The sequence below is a fragment of the Granulicella arctica genome (assembly GCF_025685605.1).
Taxonomy (GTDB): domain Bacteria; phylum Acidobacteriota; class Terriglobia; order Terriglobales; family Acidobacteriaceae; genus Edaphobacter; species Edaphobacter arcticus.
On sequence record NZ_JAGTUT010000001.1, the window covers coordinates 2,223,420 to 2,248,498 of the forward strand.

Consider the following 25,079-nt stretch of genomic DNA (forward strand, 5'->3'; position numbering starts at 1 on the left):
AGCAGGGGCACTGGTTTGTCGACTATTGCTAGGTACGCTGGCTTTGCGGCCTTTCTGGTCACAGTGCTGCTCTTTGCTCAGCTCAGTCTGAAGCTCATTGAGACGACAGGGCATCATTTCTCCTTGTACAGTTTTTTGGCTCTTGCACTCATGAGTATTTGCCTCAGTTTTGCGTTGGGCTTTATGGCCATGTGCGCGATAATTTTTGCGGTCCGTGGAGGAAAGCTGCCGCCGCGGGGTCAGCGGATCATCATCAACTTCCGTCGTCTGACATGGGCGCTCTGGTAGCCGCTACAATCAGCGGATGATTGCGCATCTTCGAGGGCGACTGTTTACCAAGTCGCCGAACCAGACGATAGTGGAGTGCGGCGGCGTGGGGTATGACGTTGCGATCAGTGTGACGACCTTCTCGGCGCTGCCGAGTGAGGGCGCGGAGGTGTCGCTGCACGTGTTTACGCATGTGCGGGAGGACCAGATCGCGCTGTTCGGCTTTGCGGAGTTGCAGGAGAAGCGGCTGTTCGAACGGCTGCTGACCATCACGGGAATTGGGCCGAAGCTGGCGATTACCGTCCTGAGCGGGATTGCGGCGGAACGGCTTGTAACGGCGATCCGAGGGCAGGATCACGCGACGCTGACGAGGATTCCGGGCATCGGGAAGAAGACAGCGGAGCGGGTAGTGCTGGAGCTGAAGGACAAGCTGGACGATCTGGCGGTGGCTCCGGCCTCGGCGGGACGGCCGATTGGGGCGGCGGGGGATGATGCGCTTTCGGCGCTCGTCAACCTGGGGTATGGGCGGCCTGCTGCGCAGAAGGCGATTGAGTCGGCCATTGAGAAGCACCCCGAGGTTGCGGGGGATTTCGAGATGCTGTTCCGAGCGGCTATGGCGGCGATTCGGTAGTGGAGTGGCTGTGCTTAGGCGCGGCGGCGGTAACGGATGGCGAACTCGTAGCCGGGGTTTGGGGGGAAGAGGCGGGCGGCGAGGCGGAGACGCTCGGCGAGGGGCTGGGGGGCGAGGAGGGGGTACTCGCGCTCGCGGAGTTCGGAGTAGTTGAAGTCGACGGAGAGGGAGAGCTGGTAGATCGCTACGGCATCGGCGAAGGCGGCTTCGAGGTACTCAGACTTGGCCTTCTCGTCGACGCTGGGTCGGGTGGTGGTGTTGTCGCCGGTGAGCGGACCCATGTGGGGCTTCACGAGGGATTGGCTGCGACTCTCCCAGGCGTCCTGGCTGGTTTCACCGCGGACGTCTTTGAGGGCCTGATCCCAGACGAGTTTGTTGAAGGCCTCGGGGACGCCTGCGGTCTCGACAAAGGCGTGGCCTACGTTGATGAAGAACTCGAACGCGAGGGCGAAGCGGTCATTGAGGAGGCGCGTGGAGATGAAGACGCCGTCGTCGGAGCCGATCGGCACGTTGCGGTGGCAGATGGCCTGATCGCCGAGTTCGGGGGTGTAGGCGGTGGCGATCATCGTCTCTTCGGTGCCGCCGCGGTGCTCACGGCCCTCTGCGCTGCCGCTCAGGGCGAGTGGGACGAAGTAGTAGACCTTGCTGTTGAGGGCGGCGGCGACGGTGGCGGGAACGGCCTGGACGATGCGCTCCAGTTCTCCGGCGGCGAGATTGTTCTGGCCGTAATTCGCATAACGGATACCGTTGGGTGCCTGGGCTGCCGGGGTAAGCTGCGCCACCTGTGCGGCGGGTACTATGCCGCTGCTGCCATCAACAACCTGCGGACCGTCCTGAACTCCATCTGCCATAAGGCGTTATTCTATCTCTATGACGCTCCCGGCCACTACTTCGCCCCACGCCTCGCCACGCACGATCGGTGGTGGCTACCTGTTTGGCGTGCCGCTGGGTGACCTTGGCTGGTTCACGACATTGCTCATGAGCGTTGCGTCCGGCTTTCTTGCGTTCTTCGCGGCGACGTTTCTTGGGATCATCAGCATCCTGTTTGCCGATACGGTGATGCACAAGGGTCTGGACTACGCGAACAGCTATCGGTTGGTCGGCCTGCCGGTTGGCCTGCTCGTGCTGGTTGTGGCACTGATCTATCTTGGCTCGCTCTGGATTAAGCGGATACTTCGGAAGGCCTAGGAACTGCGATTTCCATGTAAAAGCCTACATTCCTGATCCGGAATGTAGGCTTTGCTGCTTGCAATGAAACTACTTTGCGGCTTCGGCGACTGACTCGCTGAACGACGCAATGAAGTCTTCGCTTGAGATCTTGCCTTGGTTGACGTCATTCGTCCCGCCTGCAAGAACGAAGGTGATGTCCGTCAGTCCGATGAATCCAAGAATCTGCCTGAGGTAGCTGGACTCAACGTTGTAGGACTCCAAGTGGGAGCCGGGCGTGTAGACGCCGCCACTTGCGATGATGATGGTGACCTTCTTACCCTTCACCAGGCCTTCGTAGCTCGGGCTGTAGGTTCTGCCGACGCGGACGATGTGGTCGATGTAGGCCTTGAGGATTGCCGGGATGCTGAAGTTGTACATGGGCGTCCCGATGACGATGTGGTCTACGGCGAAGAGCTCATCAATGAGATCGTTCGAGACCTTCATTGCGCCCTTCTGCTCGGGGGTGTGTTGATCTGGAGTCGAGTAGGCTCCGGCGATCCAAGGCAGATCGACGAAGGGCAGGTTGGTCTTGACAAGGTCGCGGTCGACAATGGTGCCGTTATGAGCCTTCTGCCAGTCGCTCGCGAACTGCTTTGTGAGTTGGCGCGAGACGGAGTAGTCGCCACGAGGGCTGACATCGATTTTAAGAAGGGTGGGCATGAAATCTCCTGAGAGCATTACCTGCTCTGACGAGTAGACGTGGGCTCTGGAGGGAGGGACGCAGTTTTTGTGCGATGTTCATGCAGCCGCAACATCGTGGAAAGGAACGAGCAGAGGGGAGGGCCCTGCTCGTGCGGATGCGTGATGGTGCTGAGTCATTCCGTGTACAAGGGTACGCTTAGGGAGACGTTGATCTACGCTAAATAGATCTACGGCGCCAGCAGAAGAGTCGTTCTGAAAGTGGTGTGTCGCCCGCAAAGGCAATATGCTGGTCATTACAGATTTAACCGGGTAGTGGTTCAAATCTGGTGAGACATGGATAAGGGTTCAATGACGATTCGAGTACAGCTTCCAGATGGTTCGGTGCGTGAGGTTCCGCAGGGTACGACAGCGTATGACGTGGCGATGAGCATCTCGCCGCGACTGGCGGCGGTAGTGGTTGTAGCGCGGATTCGGCCGCTCGCGGCCACGTCTGACGCGATCTCTGCGGAAGCGGATGATGCGACCTCTGAGGACGCGATGTATGGCGGCAGCGAGATGGGGGAGCGGATTGTCGACCTGTCGGCTCCTCTGACCGAGGATGTCGCGCTTGAATTATTGAAGGAGAATGACGAGGCGTCGCTGAAGGTGGTTCGTCACTCGGCTGCGCATGTGATGGCGACGGCGATCCTGGAGCTGTTTCCGGAGACGAAGCTCGGGCATGGACCGGCGACGGATGCTGGTTTCTTCTACGACGTGTATCGCGAGACGCCGTTCTCGGAGGCCGACCTGGCAGCGATCGAGGCGCGGATGGCGGAGGTCGTCGCGCGGGACGAACCGTTCGTTCGGGAAGAAAAGTCGCGCGACAGGGGTCTGACGGACTACGCGGCGCAGGGCGAATTCATGAAGGTCCACTTCATCGAGAAGTTTACGAAGATTGGCGATGAGATTTCGCTGTACAAGAACGGTGGGTTTACGGACTTTTGTCGCGGACCGCATGTGCCGTCAACCGGGCGCGTGAAGGCGTTCAAGGTGACGAGTGTCGCTGGCGCGTACTGGCTGGGAGATGAGAAGAACCAGCAGTTGCAACGGATCTATGGAACGGCTTTTTTCAACGCGAAGGATCTTGACGCGCACTTCAAGCGGCTGGAGGAGATCAAGGCGCGCGATCATCGGGTGCTGGGCAAGCAGCTTGACCTTTTCTCGATCCAGGAGGTGGCGGGTGCGGGGCTGATCTTCTGGCACCCGAAGGGCGGCCTGATCCGCCGGACGATGGAAGAGTGGATGCGCGAGGAGTGCGTGCGCCGCGGCTACGACATCGTCTATACGCCGCATATCATGCGGCGGGAGCTTTGGAAGATCAGCGGGCACGAGGGCTTCTACGGCGAGAACATGTATCCGCCGATGGAGCTGGACGATGCGGAGTACCGGCTGAAGCCGATGAACTGCCCGGGCCACATCCTGATCTACAAGAGCAGTCCTCGGAGCTATCGCGACCTGCCGGTGCGCTACGCAGAGCTTGGGAACGTGTACCGGTATGAGCGCTCGGGGACGATGCATGGACTGTTGCGGGTGCGTGGCTTTACACAGGATGATGCGCACATCTTCTGCACGCCAGCCCAGATTGAGGATGAGGTCGTGGCATGTATCGACTTCGCCCAGAACGTGCTGAATACCTTTGGCTTCTCGGAGTTCAAGGTGGAGCTTTCGACGTGGGACCCGAAGAACCGAGAGAAGTATGCGGGCTCCGATGAGAACTGGGAGCTGGCAATCAGTTCGCTGCGAAATGCGCTGGACCGCAAAGGGATTCCGTTCAAGACGATACCCGGGGAGGCGGCGTTCTACGGACCAAAGATCGACGTGAAGCTGGTCGATATTCTTGGACGGCTGTGGCAGCTTTCGACGGTGCAGTTCGACTTCAACCTGCCAGCTCGTTTTGACCTTGAGTACACGGGTGAGGATGGCGAGAAGCATCAGCCGGTGATGGTCCATCGTGCATTGTTTGGTTCGGTGGAACGCTTCTTCGGCGTGCTGATTGAGCACTATGCCGGGGCGTTTCCGCTGTGGCTGGCTCCGACCCAGGTCGGGATTGTGCCGATCAGTGAAAAGCACCTGGAGTATGCGCAGAAGGTGAAGGCTCAGTTGGAAGCTGCGGGTCTGCGGGTCGAACTGGATGCGCGCAACGAGAAGATGAATGCGAAGATCCGGGAGTTTACGCTGCAGAAGGTACCGTTCGTGCTGATCATGGGCGATAAGGAAGCTGCAAGTGATGCGGTGAGTGTGCGGACGCGGGGCAAGGGCGACGAAGGTAGCGTTGCGCTCGACGCATTTGTGGCGAGGACACGGGAGCTGCTCGCGAGCAAGTCCGCGGTGCTGTAGGAGACGATATGCCGGAGCTTTCGCCAGAGGATCGCGCCAGGGCTCTGGCTATTCTCGCGCAGGTGCGGGCGGAGATCCTCGCTGTGGCTGGGGAGGATCGCGAGTTGAGCTTCCAGATGAAGCGGTACATCGCAAAGAGGCTGGAGTTCGACGAACGCGGCACGCCAACGCAGCGCAAGAAGTTGAAGGAGCAGATGCTGAAGAAGCAGGGTGGCCTCTGCGCGCTTTGCCGGGAGAAGCTGCCGCAGCGGGGTGCGGAGCTTGATCGGTTCAAAGCGATCGATGGCTATACGGTCGAGAATACCCAGCTTGTTTGTCCGGCATGCCACCGGAAGGCTCAGCGGACCAGGGACGTGGCTTCGCAGCCGATTTGAGACCGCGCATCTTATTGCAAGGCGTGGAACTGGCTCGCCAGTTTGAAAGGATCTATGTACATCGTCAAGGATAGTGTTCACATCAATGCGCCGATTGAACGGGTTTTTCTGCTCTCCACGAATATTGAGTTGGTGCGGCAGACGTTGGGGATGCGGCCTGTGGCGGGGCGGACGACTGGACTGGTGGTCGCGGGCGATACGGTGAAGTGGCGCGGTTGGAAGTTTGGGCTGCCACAGATGCATACGAGCGTGATCAGCGGGTATGAGGCACCGACGTTCTTTCAGGACACGCAGCTTCGCGGGCGGTTTGCGCGCTTCCAGCACGATCATCATCTGGAGTGGGTGGATGGCTACACGCTGGCGTACGACAAGGTGAAGTTCTCGCTGCCGTTTGGCGCGCTGGGCAAGCTGGTCGCCAGGAAGATTATGGTGCCGCATATTGCAGGTCTGCTCGCGAACCGATTCGCGCTGTTGAAGCACCTTGCCGAGGGTGAGGGGTGGCGGGAGTACCTGCCCGAGTAGACGGGCCCGCCGGTCGACGCATCTGAACTGCAACGAGGTGATTCGATGAAGGCTGTGGTGCTGCATGAGTATGGTGGTCCGGACAAGCTGAAGTGGGAGGACGTGGACGACCCGAAGATTGGCGAGAACGACCTGCTGGTGCGCCTTTCGGCGTCGAGCGTCAATCCAGTCGACTACAAGATGCGGAGCGGTGCGGCGAAGGAGCGGTTTCCGGTGGAGTTCCCGGGGATTATTGGGCGCGATGTGTCAGGGATCGTGCGCGAGGTGGGGTCGAAGGTGACCGGGTTCGAGCCGGGAGACAAGGTGATGGCGCTGGCGAACCATACCTACGCGGAGTTGGTGGTAGTTCCGGCTGCTGAGGCTGCGCACGTGCCGGAAGGGCTTGACGTCGTTGAGGCGGCTGCGTTGCCGCTGGTTACGCTGACGGGTGAGCGGTTGATCACGCTGGGGACGAAGATTCAGGCTGGGCAGACGGTTCTGGTCGCGGGAGCGACTGGCGGCGTGGGGCGATCTGCGGTGTGGACGGCGAAGAAGGCGGGAGCCACGGTGATCGCCGGGGTCCGCAAGAAGCAGTTGAAGGAGGCGGCGGAGATTGGGGCCGATGAGGTGCTGGCGCTGGACGATGACGAGGCGATGGAGAAGCTTGGTTTCATCGACGCCGTGGCTGACGCTGTTGGGGGTGAGACGGCCGAGATGTTGATCGGGAAGGTGAAGCAGGGCGGGATCTTCGCCTCGGTCGTTGGGCTTCCGAGCAATGCCAAGATGCACCCGACCGTTCACGTCGAACTGGTGCGGGCCAAGCCGGATGTGGCGGCACTCGAGACGCTTGCGGCAGATGTGCTGGCTGGCAAGTTCAAGATTCCGATCGACCGGATGATTCCTCTGGAGGACGCTGGGGAGGGTCAGGCGGCGGCGGAAAAAGGTGGAATTGGGAAGGTTCTACTGGTCGGCTAATCTGTTTGCGTAAGGGCGGAACTCTTGAAAGAGTTTCGCCCTTTGTGTTTTGGGAAGAAACTGCTGAGTGGACTTTAACTTTTTTTCCAAAGTCCTAAAGTCTACAAAACAGATGGTTTAAGTCTGGACTAGTCCAAGGTCAATCTCGTCCTGGAGCGTGGTTTGCCGCTTGAGAGGCGTCTCTGAGGGCCACATCTGTCAAGTTTCTGCACTTAGAAATGACGCCGGGCATACAGCAGCTACAGATGCACATTCCCCTCGGGAATGACAAATAATGGAGCGAACGGAGCGGACGGTTAGCGGCGGCGAAAGCTGTTACGGATTTGGTGGGTGCGGTCCGGGGTTACGGCTGGCGCTTGCGGAGCGGGCTCGTGGCCTTCCGGATAAAGGACGACGAAGCGCCGGGGACCCTCACCGCTCGAAGCCGTGGGAAGACCTGACTCCTTGAGGACGAGGTGAAGCATGCGGCGCTCGCGGGAGGTCATGGCATTGAAGGCGAAGGGTTCGCCGGTCTGACGCACGCGTACGATGGCGGCCTCGGCGGAGAGGCGCAACTGATCGTCGCGGTCGGCTTTGAAGCGGTCGGCGTCGAAGGAGAGGCGGTCATGCTCCTCGGGCTCGAGCCGCAGGATCTTGGCGGCAATGTGCTCGATGGCGTGGAGGAGTTCGCCGTTGCGATCGGTGAGGAGGGCGGTGTCGGGCCCACTGAGTTCGACGGTCATCTCGGGTGTGGAACCTGGATGCGAGGCGATTTCAAAGCGAAGGTCCAAACTGCCGCTGACCGTGATGAGGCGCAGGAGGTCTTCCAAGGGTTCGACGGCCAGGGCCTGGGGAGTCACGATAGTGCCTTTAGTCGAGATGAGTGAGTTTAGCTTAATTCGAAGGGCGCGAGTGCGTTTGTTCGGCGTGGTGCCGCGAAGAGCTTTGGAGCGAGGTACTGCTCCCCGCTCATGGCACAGTAAACTGAATGCTTATGTCAGGGACTTTGAAGGCTGTCCGGGGTACGCGCGATCTGCTGCCGCCGGAGACGGAACTATGGAACCGGGTTGAGGCAGTCGCCCGTGGTGTCTTTGCGCGTTATGGCTTTGGCGAGATTCGGACGCCGATCTTCGAGACGACGGAGCTGTTTGTGCGTGGCGTCGGTGAAGAGACGGATGTGGTCTCGAAGGAGATGTACACATGGGAGGACCGGGCGCGCGCGGCATCCGAGAAAGCTCAACAACTGACCCTGCGGCCTGAGAATACGGCCGGGGTCGTGCGGGCCTATATCGAGCACAAGCTTGGCGATACTGGAAATCTACAGAAGCTCTTCTATATTGGACCGCAGTTCCGGCGGGAGCGGCCGCAGCGGGGTAGGTATCGCCAGTTCTGGCAGATCGGCGCCGAGGTGCTTGGGCCGGTGTCGTCGGGCGCAGAGAGCGCGATACGCGACGCCGAGGTGCTGGAGATGCTGGCCTCGCTACTCGACGAACTCGGCGTGACGGGCTGGCGGCTCGAGGTGAATTCTGTTGGATCGTCGACCGATCGGCCTCGCTATGTCGCTGCTCTTCGCGAGGCGCTTGGCCCGGTCAAGCACCTGATGTGTGAGGACAACCAACGGCGTGCCGAGACGAATCCGCTGCGCGTGCTGGACTCAAAGGACCTGAACGATCAGGAGATCATTAACAAGCTTCCGAAGATCGCCGACTTCCTCGATGCGGAGTCAACCGATCACTTCAAGCAGGTACTTGCCGCGCTCGATGCATGTGGCGTGGCCTACCATGTCAATCCGCGACTGGTGCGCGGGCTGGACTACTACACACGTACGACGTTCGAGTTCACGGTGCCCGATGGCAGCGGACTCGGGACCCAGAATGCGCTGCTGGGTGGTGGCCGGTACGACGGACTGAGTGAGATGCTCGGCGGCCCGAAGGCTCCGGGGATAGGGTTTGCGATCGGCGAAGATCGCCTCATTTTGACTTTGCAGGCACAGGCAGCGGAGACGGTGGCGAAGAAGCTGGATGCCTTTATCGCGCCGATGGGTGTGGGGCAGAATGCGGCGGCGCTGAAGCTGGCTCGCGAGTTGCGGCGTGCGGGACTGAGTGTCGAAGTAGGCGATGGGAGCTTCCGGCTGAAGAAGAGCTTTGACGCAGCGGATAGGGTGGCTCGACGGATCGTGATTCTCGGTGAGGATGAGGTTAACTCTGGCACTTTGACAGTAAAGAGCTTCGGTTCCGGGGAACAGGTGAAGGTGGCACGACACGATCTTGTTGATGCGCTTCGATCTTGACTTGTAAACACAATGTAGACACACTGTTGTCATGAGCCTTTCAATGCCAACTCGCAAGCCGCTCGGCGTTCGTGCCACGCCGGAGCAGCACCGCCTGCTTTCGGAGGCCGCCGCTCGGGAACACCGTTCCTTGAGCGGCTTTGTTCTACGGGCTGCGCTGCAGGTTGCGGAAAGTCAGCGGTCGGCCAAGCCAAGACGCAGCCGCGAAGAGATCATGGCTATCGTCAAAGCAGCCCAGGACGAGGTGCGTAAGGCTAATCCAGACGACCGAGACATTCTTGAAGAGTTGATCCAGGAACGTCGCAGGGAAGCTGCGAGTGAGTGAAGCGGTACTTGACTCCTCCGTCCTTATCGCAATGATCAATGGAGAGCGGATTGATCCTCTCGTTTTTAGTCTTGTTGAGGACGGAGTTATGAGCGCTGTGAACTTCGGCGAGGTGCTCTCAACGTTGTTTGATCTTCGCGAAGCTGACTATCCGAAATCTAACGCACTTCTCGCTCTGCTCAACCGTATCGAACCATTTACTGAAAATCAGGCGCGGATGTGCGGTGTGCTCAGGGCATCCACGAAACACCTCGGTTTGTCGATGGGAGATCGTGCGTGTTTTGCACTTGCTTTGGAGCTTGGTGCGGAGGTCTATACAGCGGATCGGGCCTGGGCGCAGGTGGCAGTTGGATGCAAGGTCCATTTGGTTCGCTGATCATGCGCTGGTTTGCCGTTCAAGTTCGTACAATAGGAAGATTGTGACTTTAGACTTTTTAGGTAGCTTGCAGCGTACGCAGATGTGTGGCGAACTTCGCCCCGAAGACTCAGGCGCAGATGTCGTCCTGATGGGATGGGTCAACCGGCGCCGGGATCACGGCAATTTGATCTTCCTCGACGTGCGCGACCGCTCGGGGATCACGCAGGTGGTGCTCGATAAAGAGGTCAGCGGCGAGGCGCACGCGAAGGCGGAGGCAGCACGTTCGGAGTACGTGGTCGCGGTAAAGGGCAAGGTTCGGCTGCGCGGTGCGGGGCTCGATAACCCCAATATGGCGACGGGCCTGATCGAGGTTGTTGCCGCAGAGTTGCTGCTGTTGAATGAGTCGAAGACGCCGCCGTTCTCGCCTGCGGAAGACGCGATTGCGAACGAAGAGGTGCGGCTGAAGTATCGGTATCTCGACCTGCGCCGGGTGGACATGCAGAAGAACTTCAAGCTGCGGCACGATGTTGCGCGGGCGATCCGGAACTACCTTTCGGACGCGGGATTTCTTGAGATCGAGACGCCGTTCATGACGCGCTCGACCCCTGAAGGTGCGCGCGATTATCTTGTGCCGAGCCGTGTGCACGGTGGCAGCTTCTATGCGCTGCCGCAGTCACCCCAGATCTTCAAGCAGATCCTGATGATCTCGGGCTTCGATAAATACTTCCAGATTGCGCGGTGCTTCCGCGACGAGGATCTGCGGGCCGATCGGCAGCCGGAGTTTACCCAGATCGACCTTGAGATGACTTTTCCGCAGCAGGGATTGATCTTCAAGACGGTGGAAGGCTTTCTGGCGGCGGCTTTTGCTACGGCAGGGATTACGCTGCCGACTGAGTTTGTGCAGATGACCTATGACGAGGCGATCCGTAGCTACGGGATCGACAAGCCGGATATGCGGTTGCCCGCGATGGTTGATCTGAGCGGCGAACTGACTGCTGAGCTGCGCGAGACGTTGAAGATTGAACAGGGTCTGCCGGTGCTGGGGTTTGTGATTCCGGGTGTCGGGGTGTTGAGCGGAACTGCTCGGAAGGCGTTGCTCAGCGAGGTTCGCAGCGGCTTCGGCGAATCTGGTCTGGACCTGCTTGATGTGGCACGGCTTGGGACGAACCCGGACTTTGCACCGCTCGCGTCAGCTATCGATGCGAAGCTGGTGAGTGGTGCGGATGCTCCGCCCGCGTCGCCGGACAACCTGGTTATTGTGGTGACGCCGAAGCTTGGCACGCCTGCGATGTGGAACTACGATCCGCAGTGGATCTACAAGCGGGTTGGCGCGTTGCGGCTGCAGCTTGGGACGAAGTACGCCGCGCAGCACGGACGCTTTACGAAGACCGGCACTGCGGGGGACTACAAGTTTCTCTGGGTCACGGACTTTCCGATGTACGAGTGGGACGAGGAGGCGAAGGTCTGGAATGCGGCGCATCATCCGTTCACCTCGCCGCATGAAGAGGACATCAAGGCTGGGCGGCTGACGAGCGACAAGGGTGCGGTTCGCGCGCTGGCGTACGACATTGTGCTGAACGGGACTGAGCTTGGGTCGGGGTCGATCCGTATCCATCGGCAGGACGTGCAGGCTGAGATCTTCCGGTCGCTCGGCATGTCGGATGCAGAGGCGCATGAGCGATTCGGCTTTTTCCTCGACGCACTTGAATATGGCACGCCGCCGCACGGAGGCATCGCACTTGGACTGGATCGGATCGTCATGATCCTTGCCGGGGCGACGAGCCTGCGCGAGGTGATTGCCTTCCCGAAGACTGCTAAGGCGATTGATCTGATGGTGGATGCGCCGACGCCGGTGAGTGAGCAGCAGCTTAAAGAATTGAGCCTGCGGACGGTGATTCGCAGCTAAGTTTCAGACCTTTACCAGGGATAATGCGGATGACACAGATCGAGAGCTTTTCTTGATCGGTGTCCTCCGCTTTTTGCTGTGTTAGGCCTTTTGCGGTGCAAATTCATGATGGATCTTTGGCGAATTGGTGTATCTATAGGTACGACTCGGGCCAACCTGCATTGTTATTCACTCTTTTTGGGAGTATGCCCATGCACCTCTTTCGACTTGCCTTGGTTTCTCTCCTCTCCACTGCCGCCCTTGGGCAGGCCTCGACGATGCAGCCCGTACTGACGCGCTCGGGTGATAACCAGCGCTCCGGATCGTTTCTGGATTCGGTACTGACGGTCGCCAAGGTGCAGGCACAAGGTATCCGTCGCGTCACTACGATCCCGGTCTCGGGTGACGCGCGGGGCATGGAGGCGCAGCCGCTTGTGCTGCCAGGCGTGAAGGTTGCGGATGGTTCGACGCATGATGTGATGGTGCTGCCTTCGATGGCGAACATCGTTCGCGGTGTCGATGCGACTACGGGAGCGGGGATCTGGAGCACGACTCTGGGAACGCCGATCCAGGGTGGGGCGGCGATCGATGCGCACCTGATCAATGACAAGTGGGGCGTGCTGTCGACGGGCGTGATCGATCCTGACGCAAAGCTTGCGTACATGGTTGCGTGGATTTCGCCGGACGGGACGCCGCAGCGTGGGGTTCACTCGATCTTCTCGCTGAATGTGGCGACTGGTGCGATCGTTGGCGCGCCGGTCTCGCTTGCGGGCCTGCGAAATGGGACGCAGGGTTACAACGACACGATGCGCAAACAGCGGTCGTCGCTGGTGATGACGACTGTTGGCGGGCGCAAGATGGTGTTCTTCGCCTATGGAACGGTGAGCGAGACAGGTAAGGCTGCGGCGGGGGCGGTCGTTGCGTACGACGTGGCGATGAAGAAGGTGACTGCGTTCCTGCCCTTATCGCAGGGGCTGGGCGGGGGCATCTGGATGGGGGGACAAGGGCTTGCTGCTGATAGCGCGGGGGCGCTTTACGGTGTTACGGGAAACGGCAGCTTCAATGGGGTGAACGATTTCGGCGAGTCGATCTTCAAGGTGGTGTATACGCCGGGCGCGACTGCCAGCCTGAAGGTGGTTACGTGGTTTTCGCCGTACAGCGATGCCGGGCGCGTCGGTCTCGATCCGGCGGCGTCCGGGCCGGCTGCTCCGATGACGGATAAGCTTGCCGGCGTCAGTGCGCCGAGCGAAGAGGTGGCGATGCCGGTGGGCGGCGGGATGAAGCCTTCGCTGGTGGGGACGCGGACGGTGATCTCGCGTGATGTGAATACGGGCCGCGTGGTGCCGCTGGTCTATCCGGCGAACGCTACCGATCCGGCGTGGTCGGATGAGGATCTTGGGTCGGGTGGCTGCACGCTCATCCAGAGCTACGGCAAGCTGCTCTGCGGTGGGAAGGATGGGCTTGGCTACGTCGTGAATACCGCGTCGATGGGCAATACGATGCCTGCTGATTTCCGCAATGCGAAGGCAAACTGCCTGAAGCTGGCGACACCGCCGGTGTGGATGACGGCGTCGCCGGGTCCGGTCGATCCTTGCCCGCAGGATACGACGACGCTCAACTTTATGCCCTACGGCAAGACGCGCCATCTGCACATGACGCCGGTGCAGTACATGAGCCCGACGCGGGGGATGACGATCTTTGTGGGCGGGGAGAACAGCACGATTCATGCGTGGTCGATGGCTCCGAGTGGAGCGATGACGTACCTTGCGGAGAGCCGCGAGGTTGCATCGATTGCGAACACGCAGAGTCCGGGCGGGATGCCGGGGAGCTTCTGCGCGCTTTCGAGTAATCATGGTGCGGCGGGGACGGCAATCCTGTGGTGCAGTCTGCCGTACGGGAATGCGAATGCACAGCTTACGACCGGGCGGCTGATTGCTTACGACGCGGAGAACTTTACGACCGACTCCGACGGCAAACACCTGCTGAAGTTATGGGACAGTCAGGATTGGAACCTTCAGTACAGCTTCAACAAATTCATGCCGCCGACGATCTCCGGCGGGCAGATCTACCTGCCGAACTATAACGGTGGTGTCGATGTTTACGGGCTGGCGCCGTAGATTGCTTGATTCAGGCTATGCTTTCGGCATGGTGCGATGGCTTGGTTTGGCGTGTCTGCTTCTCGTATCGGCCGCTGGTGTTGCAGAGCAGGGTTGTGATGCCGGCGTCGCTGCGTTGCGAATGCGGCAGGGTGAGTTGCAGCGGGTGAAGGTGGAGGAGATGACCTCCGAGGTTTCTCCGGCGTTGCGCCCGTTGATCTCCGGGATGAAAGAGGCTTTGGCAGGAGCGGTGGATGCCGGAGTTCGGTGCGCTCCTGCGGGTGAACATGCGGCGGCGATGCAGGCGCGGCTGGTAAAGCTTCTGGACGCGAACCAGCCGGGGAAGCCGTTTACTCCCTCGTCCGGACCGGCTGCAACGGCGAGCGACGGGGTGTACGGCACGGATCTTCATGTGGCGGTTTCGGCACCTGCGAATGCACCGCAGATGCGGGCGGTTGTGGTGAGCTTTGGGATTGAGTGCGGCGACGACTCGATGCTGCTGCTCTACGAGCCGACTGCGGCTGGTTGGCGGCTGGCGCTGCGATGGCAGAGTCCGGAGTACGCGGAGATTTCGGGAGCGTTTGGTGGGTTCTTCCAGTTCGTGGTGATTCCGGGTTCGCCTTGGAAGATTGCCGTGGCGCATGGGACGGATTGGTGTACGTCGCGGTGGAGTGGGTTTGAGATTGATGTTTTGACGGCTGGGATGAAGGCGGCGAGTCCGCGTGTGGTCTGGCATCAGCGGCATGGCTTTGTGATCGAGTCTGATCCGCGAATGATGGCGCGGCCGGATGGGTTTGAGTTGCGACTGGATGTGGGGACGATCGAGGGAGATCAGTTGGTGCGGAAGGGTGTCTTTCGCTATCGAGTCTCTGGAGACACGGTGGAACGGGTTCAGCCAATTGCGGTGGATGGTCGAGGCTTTGTGGACGAATGGCTTCAGGCTCCGTGGAGCGAGTCGCGGCGGTGGAGTGTCGCTGAAGGCGCTGCGACGCTTCAGAAGGTTCATGAGGCGTTTGCAAACGGCCGGAAGGATGCTTCCGTTACGTACACCTACGGGCCGGTGCGGGCTTGTTCGGTGAAGGGGCAGTACGAGGTGGAGATGGACCGGGAGCCGGGTGGGCCAGAATTTTTCGCGATCAAAGAGGAGCCGTCAGGCTATCTTCTGGCCAACGTTGGAACGACAGCGGATGAGCGGTGTAGTGGACGTGATCTGATGCCCGTGAAGTGAAAAAACGAGTTTCGACTCGTAACCCGTTTGCTTTGTGGCAGATAGCGAAAACGATTGTCCGTAACTATCGCATACTAAAGGGCTTACGGGCAAATATAAAATTCTAAATGCTTTATATGGACCAGGCGGGCCGCCTGCCGTTCAGGTAGCCCGCCCGGGCGGATTAGTACGCGCTGGCGCGGGTAAGTTTGTCGAGGGCTGCGGGGTCGAGTTTCAGGTCAACTGCTTCGAAGAGTGCGTCCAGTTGGCTGAGTGATGTCGCCGAGGCGATGGGCGCGAGAATGGTGGGCTGGGCGAGGAGCCAGGCGAGCGAGATGGCGGCTGGTTTGGCGCCGGTCTCCTTTGAGACTTCGTCGAGCGCTTTGAGGATCTTCTCGCCGCGTTCGTCGAAGTAGCGGGCGACGCGGGACTCGCGGTTGGCTCCCCTGGTGTCGTCGATCGACTTGTACTTGCCGGTGAGGAAGCCACTGGCTAGCGAGAAGTAGGGGACGACATCGAGGCCAAACTTTTTGGCTACCAGTTGCAGGTTCGTTTCGAAGTCTTCGCGGGTGTGGAGGTTGTACTCAGGCTGGAGGGTCTGGTAGGCGGGGAGGCCTTTCTTCTCGCTTAGCTCCATCGCCTCGGTGAGGCGGGGTCCGGTGTAGTTGGATGCGCCGATGAGGGTGACCTTTCCCTGTTGGATGAGCTGCTGATAGGCCTCAAGGGTGTCGTCGATGGGGGTGGATTCGTCGTCCTTGTGGGACTGGTAGAGGTCGATGTGGTCGGTCTGGAGACGTTTGAGGGAGGCTTCGACCTCGTCGAGGATGTACTGCCTGCCGAGACCCTCTTTGCCGTCGCCCATTTTCATGCCGACCTTGGTGGCGAGGATCACCTTGTCGCGCTTGCCGGATTGCTTGAACCATTGGCCGAGGATGGTCTCGGACTCGCCGCCCTGGTGGCCGGGGACCCAGACGGAGTAGACGTTGGCGGTGTCGATGAAGTTGAAGCCGCGGTCGACGAAGGCGTCGAGGATGGCGAAGGAGGTGGGGGCGTCGATGGTCCAGCCGAAGACGTTGCCGCCGAGCATCAGGGGCACGATGTGGAGGCTGGAGGTGCCGAGGGTTCTGGTTTGCATTAGTTCTCCTGGGGATTGGATGGGGAGATGCGGAAGGGGATGCTCGGGAGTTTTGATGGGGAGGAAGTGCAAGGACGAGATGCTATGGGTACTCGCTGTGCTCAGACCACTACGCAGGACGAGCAACCGCAGGTCCTTCGACTACGCTCAGGATCACAGAGTTTTGAGGTGATGCAGGAGGGTGACAGTTTCTTTGCGGGACGGGGATGCTAGTTCATCCAGGATTTATCTTTAGGGTTCTTTTTGAGCTGGTCGGGGTCGATGTAGCGGCCGTCTTTGTCGAAGTGGACTTCGCGGCCTTGCTTGCCCATGTAGACCTCGAACTTGCGGGCGGCGCGGCGTCGCTTCCAGCGGTAGTAGTCGTTGCGGAGGCCGTAGTAGCGTTCGCTTGAGCCGAGAAGGAAGCCCTTGCGGGGGGCGAACTGGACGTAGAGGAAGCCGCAGAAGGCTCCGGAGAGCTGGAGGAGGGCTCCGAAGGCGTTGCCGCCTTTGAGGAGGATGGCGATGGCGATCAGGATGTAGATCGCGACCATGTATTTGGCCTTGATGCGGATGAAGAACCAGAGGAGGAACTCCTGGTCGCCGAAGCGCATAGCGATGGCCATGAGGAGACCGAAGACGCCGGCCCAGGCTCCGAGGGCGGGTACGTCGGGGCGGAGGCCGAAGACGTGGGTGAAGGAGATGGCTGAGGCGACGATGGCGCCGCCGATGACGGAGCTGAAGTAAAGCTCGCCGACCCATTGGCTGCCGAAGACGCTCTCGAGGAGCGAGCCGGTGAACCAGAGGGTGAGCATCCCGAAGAGCATGTCGAGGATGCCGCCGTTGAGAAAGGCGTAGGTGACGAGCTGCCAGAGTTCGCCGCGGACTACGTCGAGAGGCTCGAGAAAAAGATGGAAGAGCAGGAAGGCAGAGAGGCCGGGAGAGACCCAGCGAAGGATCAGGAGGCCGAAGAAGACGGCGACGTTCGCGAGGACGAGCTTCCGCACGATGCCGGTGAAGGGCGGGAAGGTCATCGTGATCGGGCTGGAACGGGCCATGGCTGGTTCTATTTCACCACAGGAGCGGTGCTGGATGTGTGAGCGGAGACACCGAGTGTGGGCGGTGTAGCGAATTGGGAAGAAGCTTGTGTCCGGCGCGTTGGAGAGATGTGAGGATACGGGTCATTCGGCGAAAGCTCTGTGGGTTATTCCATCTTCTGTACGGGGACACCCTCCGGGGTGGGCATGTCGAACTGATCGTCCTCAAGCTTCTGATTGAACTGCAGCTTGGTGATGTTCAGGTTGAGGCCGTAGTGGTCCAATGGCCGCTCGATCTGGATGCGGGTGGGGTACTGGATGTCGCCAAACATCTGGAAGTTGCTGTAGAGCGAGCGGGTGACGATCTGACCGCTGTCGTCGTAGATCTCCTGTTTGTAGGGCAGAAGGTTGGCGCGATCGATGTGGATGACGCGGAGGGTGTGGACCTCTGTGCCCTTGGGCTTGGCGAGGATGGAGAGCTGGTATTCCGGCTCTTCGATGAGATCGCCCTTCTTGACGGCGCTGTTATCGACGACGTGGGTGTCGAGGGTCATGGAGACGAGTTCATCGTCGCCCACACCGTGGATCAGCAGTGAATCGAAGAAGACGTCGGGCCTGAGATTCTCCAGACCATTTTTGGAGGGGGTGGTGACCTGGTTGGTGCCGACGACGAACTTGTGTTTCGAGGGGATGTAGAGCTTGAAGTTCTTGCCATCGCTCGTCATATCCATGGCGAGTGAGCTGACGAAGGGAACTTTGAGGTAGATGCGGATGTCTTCGGGTTTGCGGATGAAGAGGTAACCGCCGAAGGAGACCGACTCCTTGACCTCTCCCTGGAGGGCGCCGCCGGAGATGCCGGAGATCTCGATGAGGGCGTTCATGGTCTGAATGGCGTTGTAGCGGGTGTCGATCTGCTTGACGAGCTGATCGAGGCTTGCACCCATGACGACCGAGGCGACGCGGGTCTTAGGGACTACACGGGTATGGCCGAGACAGCCGCCCAGCATGGGGGTCAACGCTAAAAGTAGCGTAGAAAACGCCTGTCCTAAGTTTCTCTGCACAATCTGCAAGTATATCTACCTTCACACGCGCGTTCGACGAGCAGAACGTCATGGACCATTATTCAGAAGCTTGGCGTAGGGATTGGATGTATCGAGATGCAGGTACGCTTCGCGGAGTTTTGATGCCGGGTGAGGTTCAGCGTTGGCCGCCTGCGTGGATCGCTTCCCGGTAGGCGGCCACCTGTTGTTCATGCTCCTTCAAGTCGACGGAGAAGCGGGTGTGACCGGCGGCGTCGCTGACGAAGTAGATGAAGTCGGTCTGGGTGGGATGAAGCGCCGCCTGAAATGCCGCTATTCCAGGGTTGCAGATCGGCCCGGGGGGCAACCCGGGATGCTTATAGGTGTTGTATGGCGAGGGGGAGCGGAGGTCGGAGAGATAGATGGTGCCGCGGTAGCGGTCTTCGAGAAGAGCGGCGTAGACGACGGCGGGGTCAGTTTCGAGGGCCATATTCTTGACAAGCCGGTTTTGGAAGACTCCCGCTACGATCGGCCGCTCTGTGTCCTGGCTTACCTCCTTTTCGATCAAGGAGGCCATGATGACGGTGCGGGCGACGTTATCCTGCAGGCCGAGTTTTGCGGCTGCCTGACGAAAGCGATGGACCATGGCGGTCAACATCTGGACCGGGGCGGCATGGGGCGAGAAGCTGTACGTGGCAGGAAAGAGGTAGCCTTCGAGCGATGTGGCATGAGGAGCGAGATCGGCGATCAGCTCGGTATGCTGGCGCTCGGCCGCAAGAAAGTCCGCGCGGGAGCCAAGGCCGGCCTTCTCCACAGCCTGGGCGATGTCGAAGATGTTGTATCCCTCGGGGATGACGAGGGCGCGGGTATAGATGTCGCCGCGCGCGATGCGGGCGTAGACCTGCGCCAGTGGGGCTTTGTGGTCGAAACGGTATTCGCCGGGGTGGAGGGTGCCGCCCTTGATCAGCCGGAGGAGTTCGAAGGCATAGCGACTGCGGATCATGCCGGTCTGTTTGAGCTGGGCAGCGATGCGTGGGGTGCCCGAGTGTGCGGGGATATCGACGAAGGTCTCGGTGGATGGGCCGTAGGGAGCCAGGAAGATATAGACGAGGAGTCCGCCTGCGATGAGGAGCACAAGAAGCAGGCCAGTCAGAAACTTCACGTTGGGGATCTCCTCTCAGGCGCGCTGCGGGTATTTTACGGTGTTTGCGATGCAAATCGGGGAGAGCCACGGGCGGTGTAGGCTGATGCTTCATGAGTTTCGTATAATCATGGTTTCATGCTCACACACAGCTGCATGAGGTATGCGGTTTGTGTTTATAGCGTCTGGATGGTCCATGCCCGAAAAAGTTAAGAAGAAGCTCGAAGAAGAAATCAAATTGTTGGAACATGAGCTCACGACGGAGTTGCCGGCGGAGATCAAGAAGGCTGTGGCGCTTGGCGACCTGAGCGAAAACGCTGAATACCACATGGCGAAGCAGCGACAGGTCTTCGTAAATGCCCGGCTCGGCCAACTCAAGAAGCGCATGGGTGAGCTTGCGATGGTCAACCTGACGAATATCCCGCACGACCGGGTCGGGTTCGGCGCGACGATCGTGGTCTTCGACTCCAGCAAGAATGAAGAGATCAAGTACAAGCTCGTCACCAGCGAAGAGTCAGATGTGTCGCAAGGGTTGATCTCGACGACATCACCGATTGGGCGCGCCCTGCTGGGTAAGCGGGTCGGTGAGGTAACGATCGTCGACACTCCGAATGGCAAGCGCGAGCTGGAGGTCCTGAAGCTTACGACCATCCACGATACGGCGGAAGAACAATAAGTGCCTGAACGGCCGGGACCTCGAAGGGTCCGGCCGTTGCGGCACGTGTGAGGGCATCACGGTTTGACCTGGACAAGCGCATTCGGCAAAGGCAGCGGCTGGTTGCTGCAAAAGATCGTTGACGGTCTTGCCCTGACACGCATTTCGCCCAATGCCCTGACCTTCATCGGACTACTGATCAATATTGTGGCCGCAATCTTCTTTGGCTTTGCCCGAGGCGATCATGCGGTGCGCTACTTTCTTTATGCCGGACTCGTAATCATCGGGGCGGGCATCTTTGACATGGTGGATGGGCGGGTCGCTCGCCAGACGAAACAAGTGTCTGTGTTCGGCGCGTTCTTCGACTCGGTGATGGATCGCTACTCGGATGTGGCTTTATTCTTCGGCCTGCTGGTGTACTACGCGCGCGGCAACCGCTTCTTTTATGTGGTGCTGGTCGCTTTCTGTATGACGGCGGCTTTGATGGTGAGCTACACGCGTGCCCGCGCGGAGGCACTCATTGGCAGCTGCAAGGTAGGTTTTATGGAGCGCCCTGAACGCATTGTTCTCGTGATTCTTGGCGCGCTATGCAATCGGTGGGGCGTGATGGCGCCTGCGCTCTGGGTTTTAGCGACCTTATCAACAATTACGGTGATTCATCGTATTCGGTACACCTACCTTGAGACAGAGCGGCGCAAGCTACTTCCGGCACGATAAAACGTAAGTATCGTAAGACCAAACTAGTTAGTTTACTTTTAGTTACCAAAGTGTTGCCTAAGTAACTGAGTTATTTGGATATAACGGATTATGCGCTCATCTGCACAGTCACATCGTCGATGAAGCAGTCAGCTTAGTATAAAAATTCCGTATTGGACAATCCCGAAAGGGTTCTCCAGCGTATTGTGAGCACCCCTATGTCGTCGTCCTTAGTTGCTAGTTCTTCTATGCTATCTGTTGATACCTTAAAGATGACGAAGGCTCCAACGATCTCAATGGGAACGCAACTGGTCACCGGTCGCGAAAAAATTCTCGCGCAGAAAAGCTTCTTAGTCGAGTTGAGCAATCGCTATGGCCAAAAGGGGGCGATGGATCATCTTGAGTATTTTTTGAGTTCAGAAGACTCTCTCAAGAAGAATCCGCACCTTCTATTGATTGGCAACAAGGAGCAGGGTCAGCGACATATTATTGCTCAGGATGCGATTGGTGCCTTGCTGATCTATGAGTACCGATTTCTCGGGATCGGGACCGGGATCTTCAGCACGGACGATACAACCGGTCGCAGAACGCTGATTGCACCGCCTGAATCGAGAATTCTGATTGCCCGCCTGGCGGCAGAGGCGCTGATGAAGCGAGGCGCCCGGGTGGTGATGAAGACACTGCTGGAGCTTGCGTCAGAGGACCAGGTTGAGGTTCCGAATGCCTCGACGGTGCGAAAGGACTGGATCTACGCTACGCGTCATCGGCCCATTCCAAGCTATCTTCAGCTTGAGACGTCGATGGATGCGACCCTCGCAAAGATCGGACAGCGGACCCGGAGCAATATGCGCTATTATCGGCGCCGCGCCGAGGCCCAGCTTGGATGCTTCTTTGTCGCGAAGGCTGAGATCAGCCATGATGACTTCAAGGCGTTCAACCTTGAGTGTGCCTACGCTGTTCCCGATGAACGTGCTGCATGGCGCTACGAAGTCGTGGCACAGGTTCCGGGAATGTTTCTCTGTGGCATCAAGGGTTCTGATGGCCGCTGGTTGAGCATCATCGGAGGTCGGCGGTATCACGATATGGTGGAGATCGACTGGCAGATGAATCGTGCCGATCTGCCTGCGTACTCTCTCAGTACAGTCATGCGCTCGTATTTTATTGAGCACGAGATCTCGCTTGGAACCAAGAAGATGTATATCGAAGGCGGCACACCGCACGCGATGCAATTTTCGTTTGCGATGGAGGACGTTCGCGATATCGTTGTCGTCAGAGGTTCATGGTTATTGCCCATATTGCGCGTACTCAGCAAGCGCCTTCTGCCGGAGACCAATTTCCTCTCGCAGATCCTTGCCGAGCCCGAGATGAGTTGGCAGCCCTGGCGTTCCGTTTAGGGCAGCCGCAGAATCAACTCAGCGCCTTGGAACGATGCCGGTTTCGACTGGGGCTTATTCTTCTTGTGTGTTTGATGACAGGCGCGCTCTTCGGCTGTAATGATTCTCCGCGTGAGCGAGTTGTCTCAATTCCTGCAAGGAGTGCCAGCCTGCAGGAGCCGACTCCGTCAGCGCTTGATACTGCGGTAGCGAAGCATGTAACTGCGGATGAGCTCTACACGATCTACAGTCAGGACCTGACCATCGGGGCCACTCCTGATCAACGATTCGATACCCAGTTGCTGATCGTAACGGGCATTGTGAATGGCGTGAACAGACGCCTTGAGCCAGCGGTGTACCTTGAACTGCGGACGCACGACAAGGACTCGTTTGTCTACGCCGAGTTCAACCCGGACCTGAGCTACGTTCCTCAAACACTCCTGCCGGGGGCTGAGGTTCACCTTCTTTGCCGGGGGGATAGCATGATCGGCGGTAATCCGATCGTTCGCGCCTGCCGCCCCATCTGAACGACGCTCCGCATCTACTTCGATAGACTGAAGGCTATGCTTTCTGTTCCTACGCTTCTGATCCACGGTGGTGCGTGGGCTATGCCGGATGACGGTATCGCCGCACATGAAAACGGCATTGCGAATGCGCTTGCTGCCGGTTATGCGCTGCTTGAGCGGGGTGCAACGGCTGTCGATGCGGTGCAGGCGGCGGTCGCCGTGATGGAAGATGATGAGACGTTTGACGCTGGTCGCGGATCGTTCCTGACGCGCGACGGCAAGGTGCAACTTGACGCCCTGCTGATGGATGGCGCTACCCTGCGGACGGGCGGCGTGGCGTGTGTCGAACGACTGCGGAACCCGATCCATGCGGCGCGGCTAGTGCTCGATGAGTCGCCGCATGTGTACTTTGTGGGAGCCGGGGCGGAACGCTTCGCACGGCAACATGGCATGGCGCTGTGCGACAACATGGACCTGGTGATTCCGCGCGAGCAGGAGCGGCTTTACAAAGCGCAGGAGGCGGAGCTGGCTGGTCTGGGCGATACGACCTTCTCCGGTCCGGTGGACTCGCACGATACGGTTGGGGCGGTGGCGCGGGATGTTCACGGCAACCTTGCTGCCGCGACAAGCACGGGTGGAACCTTGAACAAGGCTCCCGGGCGAGTAGGGGATTCTTCCCTGATCGGTTGCGGATGCTATGCGGATAATCTCTCGGCGGCTGTGTCGCTGACGGGATGGGGTGAGCCGATCATGAAGCTGGTGCTGGGCAAGTGGGCGGTCGATCGCGTTGCTGCGGGAGCTTCGCCGGAAGATGCTGCGGCTGAGGCGATCAAGTATCTCTTCGACCGGCTCGGCGGGCACGGCGGCATCATCCTGCTTGGACCGGATGGCCGGATCGGGATCGCTCACAACACGCCGCGCATGGCCTGGGGATTGCAAACGCCGGAGGGTCGACAACTGGGTATAACGCGAAACTAGGGATGAGCGGACTCTTTCAGGATCATCGGTTAGAAGAGGTGCATGAGCGGCTGCTGGCGTTCTATGGGCCTCAGCCTCGCCTTGAGGTATGGGACCCGCTCACACAATTCATCTACTCGGTGCTGTCGTCGCAGACGTATACCGAGGTCTCGCACGAGGTGCTTCGGAATCTCCGCGCGACCTTTGGGACGTGGGAGCGGCTGCGGGATGCGCCCGTGGCCGAGATTGAAGATGCGATTCGCGCGGCTAACCATCCCGAGCCAAAGGCCGTGTGGCTGAAGGCGGATCTTGAGGAGATTACGGCACGGTGCGGATCGTTGACGCTTGACTGGATGGCGACGTACCAGACGGACAAGATCCGCCGATGGCTAGAGAAGCTGGGCGGCTGCGGCGTGAAGACGAGTGCCGCCGTGGTGAACTTCAGCACGCTGCGGCGGCGGGCGATGTGTGTGGACAGCCATCATCTGCGGGTGGCGCGACGACTCGGCTTCGTTGCGGCGAACGCTGACCCGGCCGCCACAGAGAAACGGCTGATGGAGATGGCCCCGGCCAGTTGGCCTGCTGAGACGCTGGACGAACACCATAGCCTGATCAAGCTGCATGGTCAGAAGACTTGTCTGAGCAAGACCGCACCTGCATGCTGGCGGTGTCCTTTGCGCGAGATGTGCCCGACTGGCGCTGCCGCGCCACCTAGCGCATGAGCGCTGAGGTGTCGAAGCGTTCCAGCAGATCGGTTACATCGCGGTAGACCTCGATACATCCGGCCTTCTTCAACTCCTCCGCAGACCAGCCGCCGCAGGTGACACCGATCGTGCGAAGGCCACATTTGCCGGCAGCCTCCGCGTCGTAGGGCGTGTCGCCGAGCGCCATGGCTTGATCTGCCGGGATGCCCAGCTTCTTGAGTGTGGCGGAGAAGATATCCGGGTGCGGCTTGCTACGTTTTGCATCGTCTGCGGAGGAGCTTTGCTCGATCAGGTCGTCCATGTTGGCGATCTTCTTGTAGGTCTTCAGATCCTCCGTGCTTGCTGAGGAGGCCAGCGACAGGCGGATGCCTGCTTCTTTGAGGCGGAGCAGGAGGTCGCGGACGTTCGGAAACGGTTTGACCTGCGCAAGATAGTCGGTCTGGAAGATGAACTTGCGGTAGGCCTCGAGCGGTTCCTGGACGGCCTCCACCTTGTATTTCGGCACGAACACGGGGATGAGTTGATCGCCGCCCTTGCCGATCTGCGCGAGCGCGTCTTCAAAGCTGACGTCCAGATTCATCCCGGCGAAGGCGTCCTGCCAGGCTTTGGCATGGAGATGATTGCTGTCGACTAGCGTACCGTCGATGTCGCACAGAATTGCTTTTACCACGATGGGTGCCTCATTCCTGACTCATTGTCCTGAGGCTTGGATGCGAACGCATGGTCGCTGTCGCCGGGATATTCACTTGCACAATGAATACC

General features: G+C 59.5%; 26 protein-coding genes. 18 read left to right on the forward strand and 8 right to left on the reverse strand.

The annotated features are described in order from the left end of the window. The first annotated feature begins 304 nt into the window (after positions 1 to 304). A complete protein-coding gene (ruvA, locus tag OHL20_RS09240; protein WP_263382903.1) occupies positions 305 to 898 on the forward strand; it encodes a Holliday junction branch migration protein RuvA in 594 nt (197 codons plus the stop codon). Between the two features lie 14 nt (positions 899 to 912). Here ruvA and OHL20_RS09245 read toward each other — a convergent pair whose 3' ends face one another. Then, positions 913 to 1,749 carry a hypothetical protein gene (locus OHL20_RS09245; RefSeq protein ID WP_263382904.1) on the reverse strand — a complete coding sequence of 279 codons (837 nt, stop codon included), beginning with the start codon at positions 1,747 to 1,749 and terminating at the stop codon, positions 913 to 915. A gap of 19 nt (positions 1,750 to 1,768) precedes the next feature. Between OHL20_RS09245 and OHL20_RS09250 the strand changes: the two genes are divergently transcribed. Then, on the forward strand, positions 1,769 to 2,086 hold the full coding sequence (locus tag OHL20_RS09250; RefSeq protein WP_263382905.1) for a hypothetical protein: 318 nt from the start codon (positions 1,769 to 1,771) through the stop codon (positions 2,084 to 2,086). A gap of 69 nt (positions 2,087 to 2,155) precedes the next feature. Here OHL20_RS09250 and OHL20_RS09255 read toward each other — a convergent pair whose 3' ends face one another. After that, positions 2,156 to 2,767 carry an FMN-dependent NADH-azoreductase gene (locus OHL20_RS09255; protein ID WP_263382906.1) on the reverse strand — a complete coding sequence of 204 codons (612 nt, stop codon included), beginning with the start codon at positions 2,765 to 2,767 and terminating at the stop codon, positions 2,156 to 2,158. A gap of 330 nt (positions 2,768 to 3,097) precedes the next feature. On the opposite strand from OHL20_RS09255, the gene thrS reads away from it, so the two are divergent. The 4 genes from thrS to OHL20_RS09275 are packed head-to-tail and all read left to right on the forward strand — an operon-like array spanning position 3,098 to position 6,975. Continuing rightward, positions 3,098 to 5,125, forward strand: a complete 2,028-nt coding sequence (gene thrS / locus OHL20_RS09260) for a threonine--tRNA ligase (protein ID WP_263382907.1) — start codon at positions 3,098 to 3,100, stop codon at positions 5,123 to 5,125. A gap of 8 nt (positions 5,126 to 5,133) precedes the next feature. Continuing rightward, on the forward strand, positions 5,134 to 5,499 hold the full coding sequence (locus tag OHL20_RS09265; RefSeq protein WP_263382908.1) for an HNH endonuclease: 366 nt from the start codon (positions 5,134 to 5,136) through the stop codon (positions 5,497 to 5,499). Positions 5,500 to 5,553: 54 nt separating this feature from the next. Continuing rightward, the gene (locus OHL20_RS09270; protein WP_263382909.1) at positions 5,554 to 6,021 is read left to right on the forward strand and encodes an SRPBCC family protein; all 468 of its coding nucleotides are present in this window, start codon (positions 5,554 to 5,556) and stop codon (positions 6,019 to 6,021) included. A gap of 45 nt (positions 6,022 to 6,066) precedes the next feature. Further along, complete coding sequence (locus OHL20_RS09275; RefSeq protein WP_263382910.1) at positions 6,067 to 6,975, forward strand: NADP-dependent oxidoreductase; 909 nt, start codon at positions 6,067 to 6,069, stop codon at positions 6,973 to 6,975. Positions 6,976 to 7,271: 296 nt separating this feature from the next. Here the strand turns inward: OHL20_RS09275 and OHL20_RS09280 are convergent, their stop codons facing one another. After that, positions 7,272 to 7,814 carry a Jag family protein gene (locus tag OHL20_RS09280; protein WP_263382911.1) on the reverse strand — a complete coding sequence of 181 codons (543 nt, stop codon included), beginning with the start codon at positions 7,812 to 7,814 and terminating at the stop codon, positions 7,272 to 7,274. Between the two features lie 134 nt (positions 7,815 to 7,948). On the opposite strand from OHL20_RS09280, the gene hisS reads away from it, so the two are divergent. The 6 genes from hisS to OHL20_RS09310 all read left to right on the forward strand — a co-directional run bounded on the left by hisS (position 7,949) and on the right by OHL20_RS09310 (position 15,136). Further along, on the forward strand, positions 7,949 to 9,244 hold the full coding sequence (hisS, locus tag OHL20_RS09285) for a histidine--tRNA ligase (protein ID WP_263382912.1): 1,296 nt from the start codon (positions 7,949 to 7,951) through the stop codon (positions 9,242 to 9,244). A gap of 43 nt (positions 9,245 to 9,287) precedes the next feature. Next, a complete protein-coding gene (locus OHL20_RS09290; protein WP_263382913.1) occupies positions 9,288 to 9,569 on the forward strand; it encodes a DUF1778 domain-containing protein in 282 nt (93 codons plus the stop codon). Then, positions 9,562 to 9,945 (forward strand): PIN domain-containing protein, encoded by a 384-nt coding sequence (locus tag OHL20_RS09295; RefSeq protein ID WP_263382914.1) that lies wholly within the window; start codon positions 9,562 to 9,564, stop codon positions 9,943 to 9,945. Before OHL20_RS09290 ends, OHL20_RS09295 begins: the two co-directional genes overlap by 8 nt. An 82-nt stretch (positions 9,946 to 10,027) precedes the next feature. After that, on the forward strand, positions 10,028 to 11,833 hold the full coding sequence (aspS, locus tag OHL20_RS09300) for an aspartate--tRNA ligase (protein WP_396272550.1): 1,806 nt from the start codon (positions 10,028 to 10,030) through the stop codon (positions 11,831 to 11,833). Between the two features lie 191 nt (positions 11,834 to 12,024). Further along, positions 12,025 to 13,929: a hypothetical protein gene (locus tag OHL20_RS09305; protein ID WP_263382915.1), complete on the forward strand. Its 1,905-nt coding sequence runs from the start codon at positions 12,025 to 12,027 to the stop codon at positions 13,927 to 13,929. Further along, positions 13,907 to 15,136, forward strand: coding sequence for a hypothetical protein (locus tag OHL20_RS09310; protein ID WP_263382916.1), 1,230 nt, complete (start codon positions 13,907 to 13,909; stop codon positions 15,134 to 15,136). The genes OHL20_RS09305 and OHL20_RS09310 overlap by 23 nt, the downstream gene beginning before the upstream one ends. Positions 15,137 to 15,299: 163 nt before the next feature. Here OHL20_RS09310 and OHL20_RS09315 read toward each other — a convergent pair whose 3' ends face one another. The 4 genes from OHL20_RS09315 to mltG form a co-directional block, all read right to left on the reverse strand. Continuing rightward, complete coding sequence (locus OHL20_RS09315; RefSeq protein ID WP_263382917.1) at positions 15,300 to 16,250, reverse strand: aldo/keto reductase; 951 nt, start codon at positions 16,248 to 16,250, stop codon at positions 15,300 to 15,302. Between the two features lie 209 nt (positions 16,251 to 16,459). Continuing rightward, positions 16,460 to 17,287, reverse strand: coding sequence for a rhomboid family intramembrane serine protease (locus tag OHL20_RS09320; RefSeq protein WP_263382918.1), 828 nt, complete (start codon positions 17,285 to 17,287; stop codon positions 16,460 to 16,462). Between the two features lie 146 nt (positions 17,288 to 17,433). Beyond that, positions 17,434 to 18,327: an outer membrane lipoprotein-sorting protein gene (locus OHL20_RS09325; protein WP_263384984.1), complete on the reverse strand. Its 894-nt coding sequence runs from the start codon at positions 18,325 to 18,327 to the stop codon at positions 17,434 to 17,436. A gap of 136 nt (positions 18,328 to 18,463) precedes the next feature. Further along, a complete protein-coding gene (mltG, locus tag OHL20_RS09330; RefSeq protein ID WP_263382919.1) occupies positions 18,464 to 19,447 on the reverse strand; it encodes an endolytic transglycosylase MltG in 984 nt (327 codons plus the stop codon). Between the two features lie 175 nt (positions 19,448 to 19,622). Here mltG and OHL20_RS09335 point away from each other — a divergent pair, with 175 nt between their 5' ends. The 6 genes from OHL20_RS09335 to OHL20_RS09360 all read left to right on the forward strand — a co-directional run bounded on the left by OHL20_RS09335 (position 19,623) and on the right by OHL20_RS09360 (position 24,335). Continuing rightward, positions 19,623 to 20,102 carry a GreA/GreB family elongation factor gene (locus tag OHL20_RS09335; RefSeq protein WP_263382920.1) on the forward strand — a complete coding sequence of 160 codons (480 nt, stop codon included), beginning with the start codon at positions 19,623 to 19,625 and terminating at the stop codon, positions 20,100 to 20,102. 63 nt (positions 20,103 to 20,165) lie between these two features. After that, complete coding sequence (locus tag OHL20_RS09340) at positions 20,166 to 20,798, forward strand: CDP-alcohol phosphatidyltransferase family protein (RefSeq protein WP_263382921.1); 633 nt, start codon at positions 20,166 to 20,168, stop codon at positions 20,796 to 20,798. A gap of 251 nt (positions 20,799 to 21,049) precedes the next feature. Then, a complete protein-coding gene (locus tag OHL20_RS09345; RefSeq protein ID WP_263382922.1) occupies positions 21,050 to 22,171 on the forward strand; it encodes a hypothetical protein in 1,122 nt (373 codons plus the stop codon). Then, complete coding sequence (locus OHL20_RS09350) at positions 22,147 to 22,677, forward strand: OB-fold putative lipoprotein (protein WP_263382923.1); 531 nt, start codon at positions 22,147 to 22,149, stop codon at positions 22,675 to 22,677. The genes OHL20_RS09345 and OHL20_RS09350 overlap by 25 nt, the downstream gene beginning before the upstream one ends. Before the next feature lie 36 nt (positions 22,678 to 22,713). Continuing rightward, entirely contained in the window at positions 22,714 to 23,634 is a 921-nt protein-coding gene (locus OHL20_RS09355) for an isoaspartyl peptidase/L-asparaginase (RefSeq protein ID WP_263382924.1), read from the forward strand. 2 nt (positions 23,635 to 23,636) lie between these two features. Beyond that, on the forward strand, positions 23,637 to 24,335 hold the full coding sequence (locus OHL20_RS09360) for an endonuclease III domain-containing protein (protein ID WP_263382925.1): 699 nt from the start codon (positions 23,637 to 23,639) through the stop codon (positions 24,333 to 24,335). Here the strand turns inward: OHL20_RS09360 and OHL20_RS09365 are convergent. Beyond that, positions 24,325 to 24,987 (reverse strand): HAD family hydrolase, encoded by a 663-nt coding sequence (locus OHL20_RS09365; RefSeq protein ID WP_263382926.1) that lies wholly within the window; start codon positions 24,985 to 24,987, stop codon positions 24,325 to 24,327. The genes OHL20_RS09360 and OHL20_RS09365 overlap by 11 nt on opposite strands. Positions 24,988 to 25,079: the final 92 nt, after the last annotated feature.